The organism is Phaeovulum molybdatiresistens (genome assembly GCF_023544865.1).
In the GTDB taxonomy this organism is placed as follows: domain Bacteria; phylum Pseudomonadota; class Alphaproteobacteria; order Rhodobacterales; family Rhodobacteraceae; genus Pontitalea.
In genome coordinates, this window is sequence record NZ_JAMJFX010000005.1 from 44,175 (window position 1) to 64,018 (window position 19,844).

The 19,844-nt window shown below is 66.5% G+C and carries 20 protein-coding genes; 7 read left to right on the forward strand and 13 right to left on the reverse strand.

All coding sequences use genetic code 11. The features are described 5' to 3' along the window. Nucleotides 1-44: 44 nt before the first annotated feature. Nucleotides 45-968: a DMT family transporter gene (locus MXB90_RS05350; protein ID WP_250042045.1), complete on the reverse strand. Its 924-nt coding sequence runs from the start codon at nt 966-968 to the stop codon at nt 45-47. A gap of 93 nt (nt 969-1,061) precedes the next feature. Between MXB90_RS05350 and MXB90_RS05355 the strand changes: the two genes are divergently transcribed. Together MXB90_RS05355 and MXB90_RS05360 are read left to right on the forward strand one after the other, a co-directional pair. Beyond that, a complete protein-coding gene (locus MXB90_RS05355; RefSeq protein WP_250042048.1) occupies nt 1,062-2,684 on the forward strand; it encodes an AMP-binding protein in 1,623 nt (540 codons plus the stop codon). A 78-nt stretch (nt 2,685-2,762) separates the two neighbouring features. Next, complete coding sequence (locus MXB90_RS05360) at nt 2,763-3,779, forward strand: hypothetical protein (protein ID WP_250042050.1); 1,017 nt, start codon at nt 2,763-2,765, stop codon at nt 3,777-3,779. 4 nt (nt 3,780-3,783) lie between these two features. Here MXB90_RS05360 and MXB90_RS05365 read toward each other — a convergent pair whose 3' ends face one another. From MXB90_RS05365 to MXB90_RS05390, 6 genes are all read right to left on the reverse strand, one after another. Further along, complete coding sequence (locus tag MXB90_RS05365) at nt 3,784-4,350, reverse strand: SPOR domain-containing protein (protein ID WP_250042051.1); 567 nt, start codon at nt 4,348-4,350, stop codon at nt 3,784-3,786. A 75-nt stretch (nt 4,351-4,425) separates the two neighbouring features. Next, nucleotides 4,426-5,058: a uracil phosphoribosyltransferase gene (gene upp, locus MXB90_RS05370; RefSeq protein ID WP_250042054.1), complete on the reverse strand. Its 633-nt coding sequence runs from the start codon at nt 5,056-5,058 to the stop codon at nt 4,426-4,428. Beyond that, nucleotides 5,051-6,031 (reverse strand): adenosine deaminase, encoded by a 981-nt coding sequence (locus MXB90_RS05375; protein ID WP_250042055.1) that lies wholly within the window; start codon nt 6,029-6,031, stop codon nt 5,051-5,053. The genes upp and MXB90_RS05375 overlap by 8 nt, the downstream gene beginning before the upstream one ends. After that, nucleotides 6,032-7,243 (reverse strand): phosphopentomutase, encoded by a 1,212-nt coding sequence (locus MXB90_RS05380; RefSeq protein WP_250042057.1) that lies wholly within the window; start codon nt 7,241-7,243, stop codon nt 6,032-6,034. 1 nt (nt 7,244) lies between these two features. Further along, nucleotides 7,245-8,552 carry a thymidine phosphorylase gene (locus tag MXB90_RS05385; RefSeq protein ID WP_250042060.1) on the reverse strand — a complete coding sequence of 436 codons (1,308 nt, stop codon included), beginning with the start codon at nt 8,550-8,552 and terminating at the stop codon, nt 7,245-7,247. Further along, nucleotides 8,552-8,944: a cytidine deaminase gene (locus MXB90_RS05390; protein WP_250042063.1), complete on the reverse strand. Its 393-nt coding sequence runs from the start codon at nt 8,942-8,944 to the stop codon at nt 8,552-8,554. Before MXB90_RS05390 ends, MXB90_RS05385 begins: the two co-directional genes overlap by 1 nt. Nucleotides 8,945-9,113: 169 nt before the next feature. Here MXB90_RS05390 and MXB90_RS05395 point away from each other — a divergent pair, with 169 nt between their 5' ends. Beyond that, nucleotides 9,114-11,393 (forward strand): NADP-dependent malic enzyme, encoded by a 2,280-nt coding sequence (locus tag MXB90_RS05395; RefSeq protein ID WP_250042066.1) that lies wholly within the window; start codon nt 9,114-9,116, stop codon nt 11,391-11,393. A 269-nt stretch (nt 11,394-11,662) separates the two neighbouring features. Continuing rightward, a complete protein-coding gene (prpE, locus tag MXB90_RS05400; RefSeq protein WP_250042068.1) occupies nt 11,663-13,555 on the forward strand; it encodes a propionate-CoA ligase PrpE in 1,893 nt (630 codons plus the stop codon). Between the two features lie 15 nt (nt 13,556-13,570). Here prpE and MXB90_RS05405 read toward each other — a convergent pair whose 3' ends face one another. Further along, nucleotides 13,571-14,332 carry an NAD kinase gene (locus tag MXB90_RS05405; protein ID WP_250042070.1) on the reverse strand — a complete coding sequence of 254 codons (762 nt, stop codon included), beginning with the start codon at nt 14,330-14,332 and terminating at the stop codon, nt 13,571-13,573. A 166-nt stretch (nt 14,333-14,498) separates the two neighbouring features. Between MXB90_RS05405 and glyA the strand changes: the two genes are divergently transcribed. Continuing rightward, entirely contained in the window at nt 14,499-15,791 is a 1,293-nt protein-coding gene (gene glyA, locus MXB90_RS05410) for a serine hydroxymethyltransferase (RefSeq protein WP_250042071.1), read from the forward strand. A 47-nt stretch (nt 15,792-15,838) separates the two neighbouring features. Here the strand turns inward: glyA and MXB90_RS05415 are convergent, their stop codons facing one another. Beyond that, nucleotides 15,839-16,210, reverse strand: coding sequence for a hypothetical protein (locus tag MXB90_RS05415; protein ID WP_250042072.1), 372 nt, complete (start codon nt 16,208-16,210; stop codon nt 15,839-15,841). An 89-nt stretch (nt 16,211-16,299) separates the two neighbouring features. On the opposite strand from MXB90_RS05415, the gene MXB90_RS05420 reads away from it, so the two are divergent. Continuing rightward, nucleotides 16,300-17,061: an alpha/beta fold hydrolase gene (locus MXB90_RS05420; protein WP_250042073.1), complete on the forward strand. Its 762-nt coding sequence runs from the start codon at nt 16,300-16,302 to the stop codon at nt 17,059-17,061. Between the two features lie 18 nt (nt 17,062-17,079). On the opposite strand, the gene MXB90_RS05425 is transcribed toward MXB90_RS05420, so the two are convergent. The 3 genes from MXB90_RS05425 to MXB90_RS05435 form a co-directional block, all read right to left on the reverse strand. Beyond that, entirely contained in the window at nt 17,080-17,571 is a 492-nt protein-coding gene (locus MXB90_RS05425) for a cytochrome b (protein ID WP_250042074.1), read from the reverse strand. Nucleotides 17,572-17,637: 66 nt separating this feature from the next. Then, entirely contained in the window at nt 17,638-17,823 is a 186-nt protein-coding gene (locus MXB90_RS05430; RefSeq protein WP_250042077.1) for a CTP synthetase, read from the reverse strand. A gap of 82 nt (nt 17,824-17,905) precedes the next feature. Next, nucleotides 17,906-18,226, reverse strand: coding sequence for a hypothetical protein (locus MXB90_RS05435; RefSeq protein ID WP_250042079.1), 321 nt, complete (start codon nt 18,224-18,226; stop codon nt 17,906-17,908). A 171-nt stretch (nt 18,227-18,397) separates the two neighbouring features. Here MXB90_RS05435 and MXB90_RS05440 point away from each other — a divergent pair, with 171 nt between their 5' ends. Next, complete coding sequence (locus tag MXB90_RS05440; protein ID WP_250042081.1) at nt 18,398-18,535, forward strand: entericidin EcnAB; 138 nt, start codon at nt 18,398-18,400, stop codon at nt 18,533-18,535. Between the two features lie 38 nt (nt 18,536-18,573). Here the strand turns inward: MXB90_RS05440 and MXB90_RS05445 are convergent, their stop codons facing one another. Continuing rightward, the gene (locus MXB90_RS05445) at nt 18,574-19,800 is read right to left on the reverse strand and encodes a DUF2235 domain-containing protein (protein WP_250042083.1); all 1,227 of its coding nucleotides are present in this window, start codon (nt 19,798-19,800) and stop codon (nt 18,574-18,576) included. Nucleotides 19,801-19,844 lie beyond the last annotated feature (44 nt).

Below are 19,844 nucleotides of genomic sequence, written 5' to 3' on the forward strand. Positions count from 1 at the left end.
CGAACAACAGATCCGGGCGGTATCCGCCGCCCGGGGACGTGCGGCTAGTCGCCGCGCAGCGCGATCAACAGGCCCGCCGCGACGATCAGGGCCATGCCCCCCACCGCAAGGGCCGATGGCACCTCGGCCCACAGCAGGAACCCCCAAAGCGCGGCCACCGGCAGCACGATATATTCGAACACCGCGACCCGGCTGGCGTCGGCCAGCTGATAGCCCCGCACCATCGCCAACAGGCCCAGCAGTGCGCCCACCGCCTGCACCAAGATCCACAACAGCACCTCGGCCGAGGGCATGACCGGGGCGCGCAGCACAAACCCCGCCATGCCCGGCGGCACAGCTTGGGGAAAGGCCAGAAGCCCCCCCATCCCGATCAACCCGAACATCCCCAGCGCCAGAAAGAACCCCAGCGTCAGCGTGGCGGCACTTTCGCGCGCGCACCAGCGGCGGGTGGCGATATGCCCCAGCGCATAGAAAAACCCCGCCAGCGCCGGCACCACGACCGCCGGCCCGATCGAGGCCATCCCCGGCCCCAGCACCATCAAAATGCCCAGAAAGCCCAAAATCACCGCCGCGATGCGAAAGGGTCCGATCGGCTGCCCATAGGCGAAGCGCGCGATCAGCAGAACAAAGATCGGCGCGGTGAACAGCCCCGCTGCAGCCTGCGCCACCGGCAGAAAGGCGAAGGCCGCGAAATAGCACATCAACGCCACGCCATGCAGCAGACTGCGCGCCACCACCGCGCGCAGATCACGCGGACGCAGATCCAGGCGCAGCAGCGGCAGCGCCATCCCCATCAACGCAACCACAAAGACCGTGCGCGTGGCATGAAACTGCCACAGGCCAATATCCTGGGCGATGAAGCGCACGGAATTGTCGGTGAACCCGATCAGCACCGCATAAAGCGTGATCGCCCCGGCCGCCGCCAGCGTTCTGTTTACCGGCGCGGACGCCGCCTCGGCCATCGCCATATCCGCATCTCCATGCTTGCCCCTTTCCAAAGAGCCCGTCGCAGGCCAATAATCCCGCCCGGAAGCGACATCTTTTGCGACATGGAGGCGAATATGGGCTGGTTGGCAGACGAATCCGGGTTGGAAAAATGCGCGGCAAATCATGTGCCGCTGACGCCGCTGTCGCATCTGAACCGCGCGCTGGAGGTGTTTCCCGAACGCACCGCGCTGATCTATGGGTCGGTCCGGCGCAGCTATGTGGATTATCACGCCCGCGTCAGCCGGATGGCATCGGCCCTGGCGGCGCGGGGGGTGAAGCCGGGCGATGTGGTGGCCACGATCCTGCCCAACACCGCCCCCCAGCTAGAGGCGCATTTCGGCGTGCCCGCCTGCGGCGCGATCCTCAACACGATCAACACACGGCTGGATGCCGACACCGTCGCCTATATCTTTGAACATGGCGGGGCCAAGGTGGTGCTGTGCGACACCGCCTTTCTGAAACTGGCGGAAACCGCGATCAAGCAGATGCAGGGCCCCGCCCCCCAGATCATCGAGGTGGCCGACCCCGAGGCCGGTTTCCCCGCCACCGGCCATTACCTGGAATATGAGGATCTGCTGGCCCAGGGCGACCCGATGTTTGCCTGGATCATGCCGCAGGATGAATGGGAAAGCCTTGCGCTGAACTATACCTCGGGCACGACGGGGCGACCCAAGGGCGTGGTCTATCACCACCGCGGCGCTTACCTTGCGACGATGGGCAACCTGATCAGCTGGCGGATGCAGCTGTATCCGGTCTACCTGACGATCGTGCCGCTGTTCCACTGCAACGCCTGGACGCATGGCTGGATGGTGCCGCTTCTGGGCGGCACGGTGGTCTGCTGCCGCGATGTGACGGCACGCGCGATCTACGACGCCATCGCGGACCACGGCGTCACCCATTTCGGCGGCGCGCCGATCGTGCTGAACACGCTGGTCAACGCGAAAGAGGGCGACCGGCGCAAGTTCGACCATATCGTCGAGGTCTTTACCGCCGGCGCCCCGCCGCCCGCCGCCACCCTGGCCGCGATTGAACCGCTGGGCTTCAACGTCACCCAGGTCTATGGCCTGACCGAGGTGTACGGCCCCGCCACCGAATGCACCTGGAAACCGGAATGGGACGCCATCACCGGCCCCGACCGCGCCGCGATCAAGGCCCGCACCGGCGTTCTGATGCCGATGATGGAGGCGATCACCGTCCACGATCAGGGCCGCGAGGTCGCCCGCGACGCTGCCCACCTGGGTGAAATCGTGATGCGCGGCAATGCCACGATGAAGGGCTATTACAAGAACCCGCAGGCCACGGCCGAGGCCTTCGCCGGTGGCTGGTTCCATTCCGGCGACATCGCCTTCATGCATCCCGACGGCTATATCAAGATCACCGACCGCGCCAAGGACATCATCATCTCGGGCGGCGAAAACGTGAGTTCGGTTGAGGTTGAGGGCGTGATCGCCGCCCATCCGGCCGTGTCGCTGTGTTCCGTGGTGGCCAAGCCCGACGACAAATGGGGCGAGGTGCCCTGTGCCTTTGTCGAGCTGAAGGACGGTGCCAGCGCGACCGAGGATGAGATCATCGCATTCGCCCGCGAACGGCTGGCAGGTTTCAAGACGCCCAAGCGCGTGGTCTTTGCCGATCTGCCGAAAACCTCGACCGGCAAGATCCAGAAGTTCGAGCTGCGCGCCGTGGCCAAGCTGCTGTAGCCACCCGGGGCCGGGTGCGATTGACCCCCCGGTCCCATCCGCTATCCTGCCCGCAACGAACAGGAGCAGCCCCCGCGCATGACCGCGCTTTCCGAATATCAGCGGCTCGAATGCCCCGGCCTGTGGCGCGATGCGCCCACCGCACAACGGCGCGAGGTGATCGTGTCCTTTGGCGATGCCACGCTGGTCATTTCAGACGACAAATCGGCCCGCGCGCTGGCGCATTGGTCGCTGCCTGCGATGATCCGGCGCAACCCCGGCAAGCGCCCGGCGATCTATGCCCCCTCGGAAGAGCCGGGGGAAGAACTGGAATTGTCCGACGACACGATGATCGCGGCGATCGAAAAGGTGCATGCGATCATCGAATCCCGCCGTCCGCATCCGGGGCGGCTGCGCGGCGCGCTGCTGGGGGGCTTTGGGCTGTTGGTGGCGGGTCTGGCGCTGTTCTGGCTGCCGGGCGCGATGACGCGGCACGCGGCCTCGGTCGCGCCGCTGGCCAAACGCGCCGAGATCGGCCAGCAGGTTCTGGCGGAACTGGCCACCCTGACCGGCGCCCCCTGCGCCAGCCCCGCGGGCACCGCCGCGCTGGAATCGTTGGCCACGCGGCTGGCCGGGCCCGACCGGATCGTGGTCCTGCCCAATGCGCTGACCGGGGCGCGGCGTCTGCCCGGGCGGATCACCGTTATCGGGCGCGCCCTGGTCGAGGACCATGACACCCCCGAGGTGGCTGCGGGCCATGTCATCGCCGCCGAACCCGAAGGCCCCGAGGAAGACCCCCTTCTGAAGCTGCTGCACTGGGCCGGCGTTGGTGCAAGCTTCCGGCTGCTGACCACGGGGGACCTGCCGGCCGATGCGCTGCGCGGTTATGGGGCACATTTGCTGGCCGAACGCCCGACCCGCCCCGGGGACGATACATTGCTGGCCGCCTTTGCCGCCGCAGGGGTCAGCGCCACGCCCTATGCCTATGCGCTGGACCCATCAGGCGAAAGCGTTCTGGCGCTGATCGAGGCCGATCCCTTCAAAGGCGCGCCCGCGCCGCAGCCGGTGCTGGAGGATGCCCAGTGGATCGCCCTGCAGGCGATCTGCGAGGGGTGATCGCCTAGCGCAGATAGGCATCCGCAAAGCCCGCGCGCCGCGCCTGCACAAGGGCGTCGCGCAGTGCGGCACGGGTATCAAGCGGGCCGATCAGCACCGCCTGCAGCGGCCTGCCCCCGCGTCGCCCCTGCGCCACCGATACCGGCAGATCCAGCGCCCAGATGCGTTGCTTGGCGGCCTGCGCATTGGCCGGATCGGCAAAGACGCCGACCTGGACATAGCGCGGCGTGGCGGCGGGTTGCGCCTTGCGGCGCGGCTTGGGCTTGGCGGGGGCGGGCGCTGCATCCTGCGCCACTTCGACCGCAGCCGCGTCGACTGCGGGCGCGATCACGCTGGGCGCGTAGCCGCACAGCTGGCTGCCATCGCGCGCGCGCTGCGGATGCCAACGGGTGCCGCCAGCGCCGTCCCCGGCCCGGCGAAAGGCGCAGCCGGTGCTGTCGATATAAACCGCGCCGCGGAACCCGGCCGGGGGAAATTCGGCGGGCACCGTGCCATGCATACCTTGCGCCAGGGCCGCACCGCCAAGGACCACCGCCGCAACCGCCACCCCGACCAACCGAACCAGACCCATTCCGCCCAACGCCCCCGTATCACGAACCCGATGCCCGGCCTTTGCCCCAAACCCGACCCGGCGTAAAGCGGCGCGCTATTTCGTGCCGAACATCCGGTCACCGGCATCGCCCAGACCGGGCACGATATAGCCGTGATCGTTCAGCCGTTCATCCAGCGCCGCGGTCACGATCGGCACATCGGGATGGGCCTCTTTCATCCGCGCGACCCCTTCGGGCGCGGCCAGAAGGCACAGGAAGCGGATGTGCTTGGCGCCCTTTTCCTTCAGCAGGTCGATGGCCGCAACCGAGGAATTGCCTGTGGCCAGCATCGGATCGACCACGATCACCATGCGATCTTCCAGTTCCGACGGCACCTTGCAGTAATATTGCACCGGGCGCAGCGTTTCCGGGTCGCGGTAAAGCCCGATAAAGCCCACCCGCGCCGCCGGGATCAGTTCCAAAATCCCGTCCAGCAGCCCATTGCCCGCCCGCAGGATCGACACCAGCGCCAGCTTTTTGCCGCCCAGCGCGGGGGCCTCCATTTCGCACAGGGGGGTTTCGATGACCCGCGTGGTCATTTCCAGACCGCGCGTCACCTCATAGGCCAGAAGCAGGCTGATTTCGCGCAGCAGGCGGCGGAACCCGGCGGTCGATGTGTTCTTTTCCCGCATCAGCGTCAATTTGTGCTGCACCAGAGGGTGGGTGACCACGGTCAGATGTTCAGTCATCGGCTTTCTCCAGTTGTTTCAGCAGCTTGGCGCGGGTGTCGGCATCGCAGAAGGCGGCTTCGGCCGCGGTGCGGGCAAGCCCCAGGAAATCGGCGTCCTCCCAGCCGAAGGTTTCGGCCAGGCGATCATATTCATGGTTCATCGTGGTGTGAAAGAAGGGCGGATCATCGGTCGAGACCGTGACCTTCACCCCCCGATCACGCAGCCGCGCGATCGGATGGGCCGCCCAGGACGGATAGACCCCCAGCGCCACGTTCGATCCGGGGCAAACCTCCAGCACGATGCCCGCCTCGGCCAGTTCATCGACCAGACGGGGGTCTTCGACGGCGCGCACGCCGTGACCGATACGCGCCACCCCCAGATCCTTCCAGGCCTCGCGCACCGATTGCGGGCCGCCCCATTCGCCGGCATGGGCGGTCAGGCACAGCCCCGCCTCCCGCGCGCAATCGAAGGACCAGCGGAAATCTCGGGGCCGGCCCATCCCCTCATCGCCGGCAAGGCCGAAGCCGACGATGAAGTCGCCAGCAGTTTCCGCCGCGCAGATCGCCGTTTCGCGCGCTTTTTCCGGGCCGAAATGGCGGATCGCGGTGACGATGCCGCGCAGCGTGACCCCCAGATCGCGCTCCGCGGCGACGGCGGCATCCTGCATCGCATGCAGATATTCGCGCCAGGCGACCAGATCGCGCCCGCCGCAGAAATCGGGCGACAGGAAGGTTTCGCAATAGATCACCCCCGATTGCGCGGCCTGTTCCAGCACCGCGCGGGTCAGGCGGGCGTAATCGGCCGGCGTGGTCAGAACCGAGGTCGCCGCCTCATAGACGCGCAGGAAATCGCGGAAATCGGCATAGCTGTAATTGCCCCGCGCATCGAAAATACCGCTGATGTCGGCGTGCTTTTCCCGCGCCATGGCACGGATCAGGTCGGGCGGTGCCGCGCCCTCCAGATGCAGGTGCAGTTCTATTTTTGGGATCATCTACAGAAAGCCCCGCCCCGGGCCTTGCGCCGGAATGTTCAGATGCGCCGCGACCGAGGCCGCCACATCGGCAAAGCCCACCTGCCCCACCGCGCGCGCGCCTACCCCCCAGCCCAGAACGGGGACGCGTTCGCGGGTGTGATCGGTGCCCGTCCAGGTCGGGTCATTGCCGTGATCGGCGGTGAAGATCGCCAGATCGCGGGGCCGCAGGCGGGCCAGAAACTCGGCCACGCGCGCATCGAACCATTCCAGCGCGCGGGCATAGCCCGACACATCGCGGCGATGGCCAAAGATGCTGTCGAATTCGACGAAATTGGCAAAGATCAGCGATCCGTTTTCCGCCCCCTCGGCCAGGCCGATCAGGTCATCCATCAGATCGGCATCGGATTTGCCCTTGTGGCTGTGCGTGATGCCCTGCCCGGAAAAGATGTCATGGATCTTGCCCACGGCATGGGTCGTGCGCCCTGCGGCACTGGCCCAGTCCAGCAGCGTCGGCGCGGGCGGGGGAATTGCGAAATCGCGCCTGTTGGGGGTGCGGACAAAGCCGCCCTCGGCCCCCGTGAAGGGGCGCGCGATCACCCGGCCCACCTTCATCGCATGCAGCCGCGGCGCCAGGGACGCGCACAGCTGCAACAGCCGGTCCAGACCGAACACCTCTTCATGCGCGGCGATCTGCAGCACGCTGTCGGCCGAGGTATAGCAAATTGGCCAGCCGCTGCGCAGATGTTCGCCGCCCAGCCGGTCGATGATATCCGTGCCCGAGGCATGGCAATCGCCCAGGATGCCATCCGTCCCAGCCCGCCGCGCGATCTCGGCCGACAGGTCGGCGGGAAAGGCGGGCGTTGCCTTGGGGAAATAGTGCCAGTCCCACGGCACCGGCACGCCGGCCAGTTCCCAATGCCCCGAGGGGGTGTCCTTGCCCCGCGACACCTCGGTCGCGGCGCCCCAAAGGCCGCGCGGGGTAACACCAAGCGCCGGCGCCGCCATGCCCGAGGCCAGTTCGATCGCCGCCCCCAGCCCCAGCGCATCCAGATTGGGCATCCGCAGCGGCCCGGAACGGCCCTGTTCGGCCCGGCCCGCGGCACAGGCCTGCGCGATATGGCCCAGCGTGTTGGCGCCGGTATCGGGGTGGCCATCGTTGAAATAGGCCCCCGCATCGGGGGCGCCGCCGATGCCGACACTGTCCATCACGATCACGAATGCGCGGGGCATGTCAGGCGATCCTTTCGTGGATAAGGGCCGGTTCCTCGGCCCGCGCATCCTGCAGGCCATAGGCCGCGATCACTGCGGCGGCGGCGGCATCGGCGGCGGCCTCGGTCGCGGCATGAACAAAGGCCAGCGGCGCGCCCGGCGTCAGATCCGCCCCGATCGGCGCAAGCCGCGACAGCCCGACCGAGGGGTTGACCCGGTCGGTTCCCACCAACCGCCCGCCCCCCAGATGCACCACCGCATGGCCCAGCGCCTCGGCATCGACGGTGGCGACAAAGCCCGCCCGCGGGCTGGGCACGGGACGCATCACCGGGGCGGCAGGCAGCCGGTCGGGATAGCGTTCCACGAAATCGGCAGGGCCACCCAAGGCCGTGATCATGCGGCCGAACACCTCGGCGGCGCGGCCGGTTTCCAGCGCCTCATCGATCCTTGCCACACCGCTTTCCAGATCGGGGGCCAGACCCGCCAGCACCAGCGCCTCGCCGCCCAGCGCGGCCGTGACATCCCACAGCGATTCACTGACCCGGGTTCCGGTCAGGGTTTCCATGACCTCGATCACCTCAAGCGCATTGCCCGCGCTGTGGCCCAGGCTCTGGCTCATGTCGGTGATCAGCGCCGAGGTCTTGCACCCCGCGCCATTGGCGGTATCGACCAGCGACCGCGCCAGCGCGCGCGCATCGGCCATCGTCTTCATGAAGGCGCCTGATCCCACCTTCACATCCAGCACCAGCGCCCCAAGCCCCGCCGCCAGCTTTTTGGACAGGATCGAGGCGGTGATCAGGTCGATGCTTTCCACCGTGCCGGAAATGTCGCGGATACCGTAAAGGCGGCGATCGGCGGGGGCGATTTCATCGGTCGCCCCCAGAATGGCACAGCCAACCTCGGCCACCACCTTGCGCATCACATCCACACCCGGCACAGCGCGATAGCCGGGGATCGATTCCATCTTGTCCAGCGTGCCCCCGGTATGGCCCAGCCCCCGCCCCGAGATCATCGGTACATAAAGACCACAGGCCGCCATCGCGGGGGCCAGCAAAAGCGAAACCGAATCGCCGATGCCGCCGGTGGAATGCTTGTCCACCACCGGCCCCGGCAGATCCCAGCGCAGCACTTGACCGCTGTCGCGCATCGCCTGCGTCAACGCCACACGCCCCTCGGCGCCGATGCCCTTCAGCAGCACCGCCATCGCAAAGGCCCCACCCTGCGCATCCGATACCTGACCCGAGGCCAGACCCGCCGCGAACCAGCGCGCGGCCTCGGCCGTCAGGCCACGGCCATCGCGCACCCCCGCGATGATCGCGCGCGCATCCATCAGGCCCTGTCCATATGCGAAATGTCAAACCGCCCCGGCAGCAGATCCCCCACCGTCGTATCAAGCCGCCCGCCATCAATCGTGGCCAACGTGACCGGCGTATCGTGGCGCCCGAATTCGGCCAGCTTCTGACGGCAGCCGCCACAGGGCGGCACGGGGGACGGGCTGTCGGCGATGACCGCAACCTCGATCAGCTCGGTCTCGCCCGCGGCGATCATGGCGGCAATTGCCCCGGCCTCGGCACAGGTGCCTTCGGGATAGGCCACATTCTCGACATTCACGCCGCGATAGATCCGACCGGATTTGCCGCGCACGGCCGCCCCCACCTTGAAGCGGGAATAAGGGGCATAGGCGTTTTCGCGCACCTCGCGCGCGGCTTCGACAAGCGACATCATACCCTCCGGTCAGTTTCAGATGATTCTGCGACGGGCCGGGCCGCGATGCAAGCATCACCGCAGCGCCAACCGTAACGTCGGGCAAGGCACCGCTGCCCACGCAGGGACCCTATTCCCCCGGGCCAAGATTTAGTTTAAGGCTAAACCAGTTCTCAAGGAGGCACGCATGGAAGAGGCTCGGCAGGATACCGCCCGTCAGGCAGCGCTGGATTATCACGAATTCCCCAAGCCCGGAAAGCTGGAAATCCGCGCCACGAAACCGCTTGCAAACGGGCGTGATCTGTCACGCGCCTATTCGCCCGGCGTGGCCGAAGCCTGCATGGAAATCAAGGCCACCCCCGCCACCGCCGCCCGCTACACCGCACGCGGCAATCTGGTGGGTGTGGTCACCAACGGAACCGCCGTGCTGGGCCTTGGCAACATCGGCGCGCTGGCCGCCAAGCCGGTGATGGAGGGCAAGGCCGTCCTGTTCAAGAAATTCGCCAATATCGATGCCTTCGACATCGAACTGAACGAATCCGACCCCGAAAAGCTGGCCGAACTGGTCTGCGCGCTGGAACCCACCTTCGGCGCCATCAACCTTGAGGATATCAAGGCCCCCGATTGCTTCATCGTCGAAAAGATCTGTCGTGAACGGATGAACATCCCCGTCTTTCACGATGACCAGCACGGCACCGCCATCGTTGTGGGCGCAGCCGCCAGCAACGCCCTGCGCATCGCGGGCAAGAAATTCGACGAGATCAAGATCGTCTCGACCGGCGGCGGTGCGGCGGGCATCGCCTGCCTGAACATGCTGTTGAAACTGGGGGTGCGGCGCGAAAACGTCTGGCTGTGCGACATTCACGGCCTTGTCTACGCGGGGCGCGAAATCGACATGAACCCGCAAAAGGCGGCCTTCGCGCAAAAGACCGACCTGCGCACGCTTGATCAGGTGATCGATGGGGCGGACATGTTCCTGGGCCTGTCCGGCCCCGGCGTGCTGACGCCCGCAATGGTGGCCAAAATGACGGCCCAACCCATCATCTTCGCGCTGGCGAACCCGACACCCGAAATCCTGCCCGATCAGGTCCGCACGGTCGCGCCCGATGCGATCATCGCCACGGGGCGGTCGGATTACCCCAACCAGGTCAACAACGTCCTGTGCTTTCCCTTCATCTTCCGCGGCGCGCTGGATGTGGGCGCCACGACGATCAACGATGAAATGCAGCTGGCCTGCATCGAGGGCATCGCCGCGCTGGCCCGTGCCACCACCTCGGCCGAGGCGGCAGCGGCCTATCACGGTGAAAAACTGACCTTCGGCGCGGATTACCTGATCCCCAAACCCTTCGACCCGCGGCTGATCGGCACCGTCGCCACCGCCGTGGCCCGCGCGGCGATGGAAACCGGCGTGGCCGCCCGCCCGCTGGACGATATCGCCGCCTACAAGGCGCGGCTGGACGGATCGGTCTTCAAATCCGCCCTGCTGATGCGCCCCGTGTTCGAGGCCGCCGCCCAGGCCACCCGCTCGATCGTCTTCGCCGAGGGTGAAGATGAACGCGTGCTGCGCGCCGCCAATGCGATGATCGAGGAAACCACCGACAAGCCCATCCTGATCGGCCGCCCCGATGTCATCGCGCGGCGCTGCGAACGCGCGGGCCTGCCGATCCGCCCCGGCGTGGACTTCGAGATCGTGAACCCGCAGGACGACCCGCGCTATCGCGACTACTGGACGACCTATCACGACCTGATGGCGCGCCGCGGCGTCTCGCCCGATCTGGCGCGGGCGGTGATGCGCACCAATACCACCGCGATCGCCGCCGTGATGGTCCACCGGGCCGAGGCCGACAGCATGGTCTGCGGCACCTTCGGCCAGTATCTGTGGCACCTGAATTATGTGCAGCAGGTTCTTGGCCGCGGCGGGCTCAGCCCCGTGGGGGCGCTGTCGATGATGATCCTGGAAGACGGGCCGCTGTTCATCGCCGACACCCATGTGAACCACGAACCAACGCCCGAACAGATCACCGAGACCGTGATCGGCGCGGCCCGCCACGTTCGTCGCTTTGGCATCGCGCCCAAGATCGCGCTCTGCTCGCATTCGCAATTCGGCAATCTCGATACCGACTCGGGCCGCCGGATGCGCCGCGCGCTGGAACTGCTGGACGCCCGCGCGCCCGATTTCGCGTATGAAGGCGAGATGCACATTGACGCGGCGCTGGACCAAAGCCTGCGCGACCGGATCTTCCCCAACTCGCGCTTCGAAGGCGCGGCAAACGTTCTGGTCTTTGCCAATACCGACGCGGCCTCGGGGGTGCGCAACATCCTCAAGATGAAGGCTGGCGGACTGGAAGTCGGGCCGATCCTGATGGGCATGGGCAACAAGGCCCATATCGTCACCCCCTCGATCACCGCGCGGGGGCTTTTGAACATGTCCGCGATCGCCGGCACGCCGGTTGCGCATTACGGCTGACCGGCCCTCCGGGGGGAGTATTTCGGGCCAAGAAGAAACGGCATCTTCTTCTTGGCGCAAATACTCCGGGGGTCCGGGGGCAGAAGCCCCCGGCACTTTGCAAATTCGGCGCGCGACCGTGCCGATCATGCGGCCAAGCGGAGGGTTTGCATAACTTTGCTGCGCCTCGGAGAAGATTTCTGCAAATTTCCCAGACTGCGTGCGGTAACAAACTTGCTCGAATCCCTGTCAGTTTGTAACACCGCAGCATCTCGTGGAGGAGGCATACCATGGCATACAAAGACGTTTACGCCGCCTGGAAGAACGACCCCGAAGGGTTCTGGATGCAGGCGGCCAATGCGATCGACTGGGATCGCCCCCCCTCCAAGGCGCTGTTCGACGAAGGCGCGCCGATCTACGAATGGTTCTCGGATGCGATGGGCAATGCCTGCTGGAACGCCGTGGACCGCCACGTCGAAGCCGGGCGCGGCAACCAGCTGGCGATCATCCATGACAGCCCGATCACCCATTCCACCAAGGGCATCACCTATGCCGAACTGCGCGACCGCGTGGCAAGCCTGGCGGGCGCCTTGCGCGCCAAGGGCGTGGGAAAGGGTGACCGCGTCATCATCTACATGCCGATGATCCCCGAGGCGCTGGAGGCGATGCTGGCCTGCGCACGCCTGGGCGCGATCCATTCGGTGGTCTTCGGCGGCTTTGCCGCGCATGAACTGGCGGTGCGGATCGATGATGCCAAGCCCAAGGCAATCATCGCCGCCTCCTGCGGGCTGGAGCCAGGCCGTGTGGTGCATTACAAGCCGCTGCTGGACAAGGCGATCGAGCACGCGACCCACAAGCCCGCCTTCACCGTGATCTTCCAGCGCGAGCAGGAAGTGGCCAAGCTGATTGAGGGTCGCGATTTCGCCTGGCACAGCTTTCAGTATGGGGTGGAACCGGCGGAATGTGTGCCGGTGGAAGGCAACCACCCGGCCTATGTTCTTTATACATCGGGCACCACCGGCGCGCCCAAGGGGGTGGTGCGGCACACCGCCGGCCACATGGTCGCGCTGAACTGGACGATGAAAAACATCTACAACATCGAGGCGGGCGATGTGTTCTGGGCGGCCTCGGACGTGGGCTGGGTCGTGGGGCACAGCTATATCTGCTACGCCCCGCTGATCGCCGGCGCGACCACCATCGTCTTTGAGGGCAAGCCCGTGGGCACGCCCGATGCCGGCACCTTCTGGCGCGTGATCCAGAACCACAAGGTGAAATCCTTCTTCACAGCCCCCACCGCCCTGCGGGCGATCAAGCGCGAGGATCCGGAGGGCAAGCTGATCGGTGATTATAACATCCGCTCGCTGCAGGCGCTGTTCCTGGCGGGCGAACGGGCCGACCCCGATACCGTGAAATGGGCGCAGCGCCATCTGCGCCTGCCGGTGGTGGACCATTGGTGGCAGACCGAAACCGGCTGGCCGATCGCCGCGAATCCGCTGGGGATCGAGGAACTGGAGACCAAGGTCGGCAGCCCCTCGGTCGCGATGCCGGGCTATGACGTGCAGGTGCTGGATGAAGGCGGCCACCCCGTCGCCCCCGGCACGCTGGGCGCCATCGCGATCAAGCTGCCCCTGCCCCCCGGCACCCTGCCCACGCTGTGGAATGCAGAGGATCGGTTCCGCAAAAGCTATCTGACGCAGTTCCCCGGCCATTACGAAACCGGCGATGCGGGCTATGTCGATGAGGATGGCTATCTTTACATCATGGCGCGCACCGATGACGTGATCAACGTCGCGGGCCACCGCCTGTCCACCGGCGCGATGGAGGAGGTTCTGGCCAGCCATCCCGACGTCGCCGAATGCGCGGTGATCGGCGTCGCGGATGAGCTGAAGGGCCAGATGCCGCTGGGGCTTTTGTGCCTGAACAAGGGCACAAACCGCCCGCATGAGGCGGTGGTGGCCGAATGCGTCAAGCTGGTGCGCGACCAGATCGGCCCGGTCGCGGCCTTCAAGCTGGCCTGCGTGGTGGACCGCCTGCCCAAGACGCGGTCAGGCAAGATCCTGCGCGCCACAATGGTCAAGATCGCCGACGGGCAGGAATTCAAGATACCCGCGACGATCGACGACCCGGCGATCCTTGATGAAATCGCCGTGGCGCTGAAGGCGCTGGGTTATCCCGAGGCCTGAACCTGCGATGCGCGATCAGGCGAACTGTTCGCGCATCAGCCGTTCCTCCAGCCCGTGGCCGGGGTCGAACAGGATGCGGTGTTCGACTTGGGGTTCGGACCGCACCTCGACCCAGATCACCGGTTCTACACAGCGGGAATCGGCATCCGCCATCACCGGGCGCTTGTCGGGCTCCAGCACGTCGAACCGGACCACGGCAGATCGCGGCAGGATCGCGCCCTGCCAGCGCCGCGGCCGGAATGAGGCGATGCCGGTCAGCGCCAGCACATCAGACCCGATGGGCAGGATCGGGCCATGCGCCGAATAATTGTAGGCGGTGGACCCGGCCGGGGTGGACAGGATCGCGCCGTCGCAGATCAGTTCCTCCATCCGGACGCGGCCATTGACGGAAATCCGCAGCTTGGCGGCCTGGGGGCCTGCGCGCAAAAGCGACACTTCATTGATCGCCAGCATTTCGTGCAGCGTGCCATCCTCGGTCTGCGCGCGCATCGCCAGCGGGTTGATCACCGCCTCTTCCGCGCTGGCAAGCCGTTCGGTCAGCCCGTCTTCGGAATAATCGTTCATCAGAAAGCCGATGGTGCCGCAGTTCATGCCATAGACCGGCAGGCCGGTGCCTTCATGCAGCGTCTGCAGCATGAAGCCATCGCCCCCCAGCGCCACGATCACATCGGCGGCATAGCGCGGCACCTGACCATAGCGCGCGATCAGCGCCGCCAGCGCCGTTTGCGCACTGGCGCTGGACGATGCGGCAAAATGGATGTGCTGCGCCTGTGCCACGGGCCCTGTCCTTCCTGTTTTGCCAAGGTGTGGCAAGGCCCGCCCGGAAAGACAAGCGCCAATGCCCGGGCCCAAATTGACCCTTGCGCGTTTTGAACGCTTCCGGCGTGGGAAAAACTGCGATAAAGCTCCGCCCAAACCCGATGACCCCTTGCAGGAGACGCCCATGACTGCGCAACGTGACGCCGGTTTCTTCACCGAAAGCCTTGCCACCCGCGACCCCGAGCTGTTCGGCTCGATCCGTGATGAGCTTGGCCGCCAGCGCGACGAGATCGAGCTGATCGCGTCCGAAAACATCGTTTCGGCGGCGGTGATGGAAGCCCAAGGCTCTGTCATGACGAACAAATATGCCGAAGGCTATCCGGGCAAGCGCTATTACGGCGGCTGCCAGTTCGTTGACGTGGCCGAAAACCTGGCGATCGAACGCGCCAAGCAGCTGTTTGGCTGCGAATTTGCCAATGTGCAGCCCAATTCCGGCAGCCAGGCGAACCAGGGCGTGTTCCAGGCGCTGATCAAGCCCGGCGACACCATTCTGGGCATGAACCTCGCCTCGGGCGGGCACCTGACGCATGGCGCGGCGCCGAACCAGTCGGGCAAGTGGTTCAACGCGGTGCAATATGGCGTGCGCCAGCAGGACAACCTGATCGACTATGACCAGGTCGAGGCGCTGGCGGTCGAACACCAGCCCAAGCTGATCATCGCCGGCGGCTCTGCCATTCCGCGCCAGATCGACTTTGCCAAGTTCCGCGCGATTGCCGACAAGGTCGGGGCCTGGCTGATGGTCGACATGGCCCATTTCGCGGGTCTGGTCGCGGGCGGCGCGCATCCCTCGCCCTTCCCGTATGCGGACGTGGCCACCACCACCACGCATAAAACCCTGCGCGGCCCGCGCGGCGGCATGATCCTGACCAACAACGAAGAGATCGCGAAAAAGGTCAATTCGGCGATCTTCCCGGGCATCCAGGGCGGCCCGCTGATGCATGTGATCGCCGCCAAGGCCGTGGCCTTTGGCGAGGCGCTGCGCCCCGAGTTCAAGGTCTATGCCCAGCAGGTCATCAAGAACGCGCAGGCACTGGCGGATGAGCTGATGAAGGGTGGCCTTGATATCGTCACCGGCGGCACCGACACCCATGTGATGCTGGTCGACCTGCGCCCCAAGGGCGTGAAGGGCAATGCGACCGAAAAGGCGCTGGGGCGCGCGCATATCACCTGCAACAAGAACGGCATCCCGTTCGACCCGGAAAAGCCGATGGTGACCTCGGGCATCCGTCTGGGCACGCCCGCCGGCACCACCCGCGGCTTTGGCGAGGCGGAATTCCGCGAAATCGCGCGCCTGATCGTTGAGGTCGTCGATGGTCTGGCCGCCAATGGCGAAGACGGCAACGGCGCGGTCGAGGAGGCCGTCAAGGCCAAGGTCGCCGCGCTTTGCGCTCGCTTCCCGATCTACCCGAACCTCTGATCCCCGGATCATCGGCGCGAAGGGCCCCCACGGGGGCCCTTTTCGTTTCAGATCAGCCCGCGCCAGACCATGACCGCCAGCACCCCTGCCCCCGTCACCAGCAGCGCCAGCACGACCGAGGCCGCGATGCCCAGAACCGTCGCGCGCAACCGATCGGCCGCGCCCAGCGGCTGAAGGTGGTGAACGGCGATGTCATGGGCCTTCTGCACCCGGGCGGGGTCCAGCTGGCGGGCGATCTTGGGGGCGGCGGCCAGTGCCTCGGCCTCGGCCAGCACGGCGACGGCACGGCGCACCTTGCGCGGCAGCGCGCGCGACCGCGCCCGCAGCTTGGCCTGCAGCCCATGACCCTTTGCCCCCAGCCGCTGTTCCATCAGCCGGGCGACACGGTCGGTCATCTGCTGCAAGGCCATCGGGTCCATCGGCGCTCCTTCCGCGGTCAACCTAGCCCCGGGCCCGTCGCCTTGCAACGGGGCTGGCGGGCGACGCGGGCCTGCGCTAGCTTGCGGCCATGTTGAACCACCACCTTCACGGTGCGCCCTCGCACCACCCGCCGCTGCTGATTGTGCATGGCCTGTTCGGGTCGGCGCGCAACTGGGGCGTGATTGCGCGCCGCCTGTCCGAAGATCGGCTGGTCATTGCCGTCGATCAGCGCAACCACGGCGATAGCCCCTGGGATGACGCCCATGGCTATGAAGACATGGCCGCCGACCTGGCCCGCGTGATCGACGACCACGGCGGACAGGCGGATGTGCTGGGCCATTCGATGGGGGGCAAGGCCGCGATGGTGCTGGCGCTGACCCGGCCCGGGCTGGTCCGCCGCCTGATCGTGGCCGACATCGCCCCCGTGGCCTATGGCCATTCGCAAAACCATCTGGTCGATGCGATGCAAGCCTTGGACCTGACCGGCCTGACCCTGCGGTCCGAGGCGGACCGGCGGCTGGCCGAAACCGTCGACGATCCCGGTGTGCGCGCCTTTTTGCTGCAATCGCTGGACCTCAAATCCGATCCGCCGCGCTGGAAGCTGAACCTGAACGTGCTGCGCGACGAAATGGACGGCATCACCGGCTGGCCGGGAACCCCGGGTCGGTTTGACGGGCCCGCGCTGTTCGTTTCCGGCGCGCGGTCCGATTACGTCAGGCCGGAACACCACGCCGCGATCCGGGCCCAGTTCCCCGCCGCGCGCTTCACCGAGATCGGCGAGGCGGGGCACTGGCTGCATGCCGAGCGCCCGCGCGAGTTTGAGGCCGTGGTGCGCGACTTCATCGCCTGAACGGGCACCGGCACCGCATCAGGCCGCCGGTCGCTTCATCCGCGCCATAAGGTTCGTCTTCAACACGAACTGGTGGTAAAGCGCGCCCACGACATGCAACACAACCAGCAGCAACAGCAGGGTTTTCATCACCTCATGCGCGCCAGCGGCGGGGCCGACGCCACCAAACCATGCAACCGCGCCCGACACCGGCAAGCCAAGCATCAGCAGATACAAAATCCCATGCGTCGCCTTGGCCAGCAGCTTCAGCGCAGGCGCTTCCTGTTCGGGCGGCGGCGGCGCACCGTGGCGCGCCCGCAGCACCAGCCGCCACACCACCAGCGCCAAAATCAGAATGCCGCCAAAGACATGCTGCGCGACCAGCGGGTCAAAACCCGTTTCCTGGCCAAGCCGCGTCGCGCGCCAGGCCGCCGAAATCGCATCCTTGAACACATATTGCAGGACGATCAGCACCGCGACGATCCAGTGCAGGCCAATCTGCACGGCCGTATAGCCCCGGGGTTGTATCATGTCTCTCTCCTTCGGGGCACCGCGCCCCTAGGCTGTAACGATCTGCCCCGTCGCTTCCGTCGCGGCTCAGCCGTTCGAACTGATCTGGCGGGCGACCAGCCAGGCGGCGGGAATGCCCAGAACGAAACCGGCCACGGCCGCCACGACGATCGATTTGGTATCAAACATGTTCATCGTCAGCGCAGCCACGATCAGAACACCCGCAAGTGTCGGGCCGGACAGCGCGTAGATGAGGGAAAACAGGCGGAACATGGCAACTTCCTTTACTGCAGGCATTCACAGCCCCCATGAAACAGATTTTGTCCGCCATCACCTTGATCTGCGTCAGGTTCGGTCAGGGGCAATCCAGATCAAACCGCGCCTCGCCGGTATCGCCGGGCAAGGATGGCGAGCGGAACCGCCCGCCCGCCGGGCCCACCACACGACACCCCGAAACCTGTTCGGCGGCGCGGATCATCAGGGCGGGCACGGTATCACGACGGGCACGGGTCAGATAGCCGTGGCGGATGACCTCGGCCCGGTCGTCTTTCACGAAGACGGTGAAGCGATACCCTTCAAGCACGACATCATGGCGCGCTGCGCCGAAAAACTGCGGCGCGGGCGAGGCGCAGGCGCCAAGCATCAGGGCAAGGATCAGGGGCAAAAGGCTACGCATTCGCGACCTTTGCCATGACAAGGTTAACAATGTGTTACGCCGGAGCCGCCACCCCGTCGCGCGAAACACCACGGGCACCGGAAGGCGGCCCCCCGCGCAGCCACGCCCGGCGGGCTGGCCAGGCGGCGGCGGGCTTGCTAGGGTCGGCCAGACCCGAAGGATCGTTTTGCGATGAAAACCCTGCCAATTGCCCTGATCGCCCTGCTGATGTTGAGCGCGTGTGAAACCGTGAAAGGTGCTGCGCGCGATATCGACACCGCCGGGCAGACGATCACCAGCGAAGCGCGCAAGGCCCAGGCGGCCATGTAGCGCGCGCAATCGCCTGCGCGTGACGGCCCCGCCCCGTGTCAGGCGATGTCCTGTGCGGGCAGGGCCGATACCCGCAGATCGGATGATCCGCCGGGGTCCGGCCCTTCAACCGCCTGTTCCCGGGCCAGACGCAGCAGTTCGGCCCGCCGGTCTTGCCGGGCGATCCATGGGCGCAGGATCATCCGCCAGTCACGTCGCCCGCCAATCGCGCTTTCATGGATACGCTCGCTTTGGTCGCGGCCCACCACGCGCGGGGCGCGCAGCAGGTAGAACTTGCCCCAACCGCGCCAACTGCCGGCCGCGGGTGCAGCCGGATCGCAGGGAAAATCCGCGCGCCAGTCGGTCGGAAGCGCCAGGCCCAGCGCCTCGGCCCGTTCCAGCATCCAGACCAGCGGGATATTGGCCAGCGGCCGGGCCATCTCAAAGCCCGGAAGCTGGCCGCCGATATCGCCGTGGCAGCCCTTGAACCAGACCTGTTCGATGCGCGCGGCCCCGGTGGCGCCGCTGTCCCAGATCAGCGGTTCCAGAACGGATCGACTTTCGTCCAGCGCCAGTGCCTGATAGCCGTGATTGACCGACGGCCCCAGCCGATGGTCATGAAAGCGATAGCGCGGTTCGTGCAGCACCCAAAGGAAGGGCAGCCGGTTCCCGATCGCCATGACCGTGTCGAAGGCGCCCACCATCTCGATGCGGGTGCCGTCATGACAGAACCGGCGACGAAAGATCCCGGCGACGGGGGGCGGCTCTTCCGCCTCATAATAGCGCCAGGCAAGGCGGATGTTGCGTTCGGTCGCGTCCTGATGGCGCAACAGGCCGACGCGGTCGATGATCCCCGCCAGTGATCGCGCCGCGAAGGCGCCGCGCGAATAGCCGATCAGAAAGATGCGGTCCCCCGGACGGTAGCGGCTGGCCAGCCAGCCATAGGCGCGCAAGATCTGGCGGTTGACGCCCCAGCCCAGCATCACATCCGACAGGTCACGCCATTCGCGCCATTGCAGCCCCTTGCCGTAATAGACCGAAGCACGCGGGTTGGTCGCGCGCAGATAGTGATACAGGATGCCGATCGAGGTTTCTTCGCCCGCGCGCAGGCTGCCGCGGGTGCCATCCAGCAAGATCACATGGTCCTGCGCGCCGCGCACGGGGCGGGCGGGCGGGGCGGCATCGGGTTCCGGTGCGGCAGGGCCGCGCAAGAGCCCCCCCACGCGCGACCACAGCGCCCTGATCGCGCCGCCAAGCCGCAGCCGGTTTGCCCACTGCCCGCGCATTCTGCCCCTATCCCACGAACGAAGCCTTGCCCAAAGTATAGGGC

Bases quoted from the DNA above. Each gene is read 5' to 3' on its own strand.
- MXB90_RS05350 (WP_250042045.1), bottom strand. From the start codon at position 968: ATGGCGATGGCCGAGGCGGCGTCCGCGCCGGTAAACAGAACGCTGGCG.
- MXB90_RS05355 (WP_250042048.1), top strand. From the start codon at position 1,062: ATGGGCTGGTTGGCAGACGAATCCGGGTTGGAAAAATGCGCGGCAAAT.
- MXB90_RS05360 (WP_250042050.1), top strand. From the start codon at position 2,763: ATGACCGCGCTTTCCGAATATCAGCGGCTCGAATGCCCCGGCCTGTGG.
- MXB90_RS05365 (WP_250042051.1), bottom strand. From the start codon at position 4,350: ATGGGTCTGGTTCGGTTGGTCGGGGTGGCGGTTGCGGCGGTGGTCCTT.
- upp (WP_250042054.1), bottom strand. From the start codon at position 5,058: ATGACTGAACATCTGACCGTGGTCACCCACCCTCTGGTGCAGCACAAA.
- MXB90_RS05375 (WP_250042055.1), bottom strand. From the start codon at position 6,031: ATGATCCCAAAAATAGAACTGCACCTGCATCTGGAGGGCGCGGCACCG.
- MXB90_RS05380 (WP_250042057.1), bottom strand. From the start codon at position 7,243: ATGCCCCGCGCATTCGTGATCGTGATGGACAGTGTCGGCATCGGCGGC.
- MXB90_RS05385 (WP_250042060.1), bottom strand. From the start codon at position 8,552: ATGGATGCGCGCGCGATCATCGCGGGGGTGCGCGATGGCCGTGGCCTG.
- MXB90_RS05390 (WP_250042063.1), bottom strand. From the start codon at position 8,944: ATGTCGCTTGTCGAAGCCGCGCGCGAGGTGCGCGAAAACGCCTATGCC.
- MXB90_RS05395 (WP_250042066.1), top strand. From the start codon at position 9,114: ATGGAAGAGGCTCGGCAGGATACCGCCCGTCAGGCAGCGCTGGATTAT.
- prpE (WP_250042068.1), top strand. From the start codon at position 11,663: ATGGCATACAAAGACGTTTACGCCGCCTGGAAGAACGACCCCGAAGGG.
- glyA (WP_250042071.1), top strand. From the start codon at position 14,499: ATGACTGCGCAACGTGACGCCGGTTTCTTCACCGAAAGCCTTGCCACC.
- MXB90_RS05415 (WP_250042072.1), bottom strand. From the start codon at position 16,210: ATGGACCCGATGGCCTTGCAGCAGATGACCGACCGTGTCGCCCGGCTG.
- MXB90_RS05420 (WP_250042073.1), top strand. From the start codon at position 16,300: ATGTTGAACCACCACCTTCACGGTGCGCCCTCGCACCACCCGCCGCTG.
- MXB90_RS05425 (WP_250042074.1), bottom strand. From the start codon at position 17,571: ATGATACAACCCCGGGGCTATACGGCCGTGCAGATTGGCCTGCACTGG.
- MXB90_RS05430 (WP_250042077.1), bottom strand. From the start codon at position 17,823: ATGTTCCGCCTGTTTTCCCTCATCTACGCGCTGTCCGGCCCGACACTT.
- MXB90_RS05435 (WP_250042079.1), bottom strand. From the start codon at position 18,226: ATGCGTAGCCTTTTGCCCCTGATCCTTGCCCTGATGCTTGGCGCCTGC.
- MXB90_RS05440 (WP_250042081.1), top strand. From the start codon at position 18,398: ATGAAAACCCTGCCAATTGCCCTGATCGCCCTGCTGATGTTGAGCGCG.
- MXB90_RS05445 (WP_250042083.1), bottom strand. From the start codon at position 19,800: ATGCGCGGGCAGTGGGCAAACCGGCTGCGGCTTGGCGGCGCGATCAGG.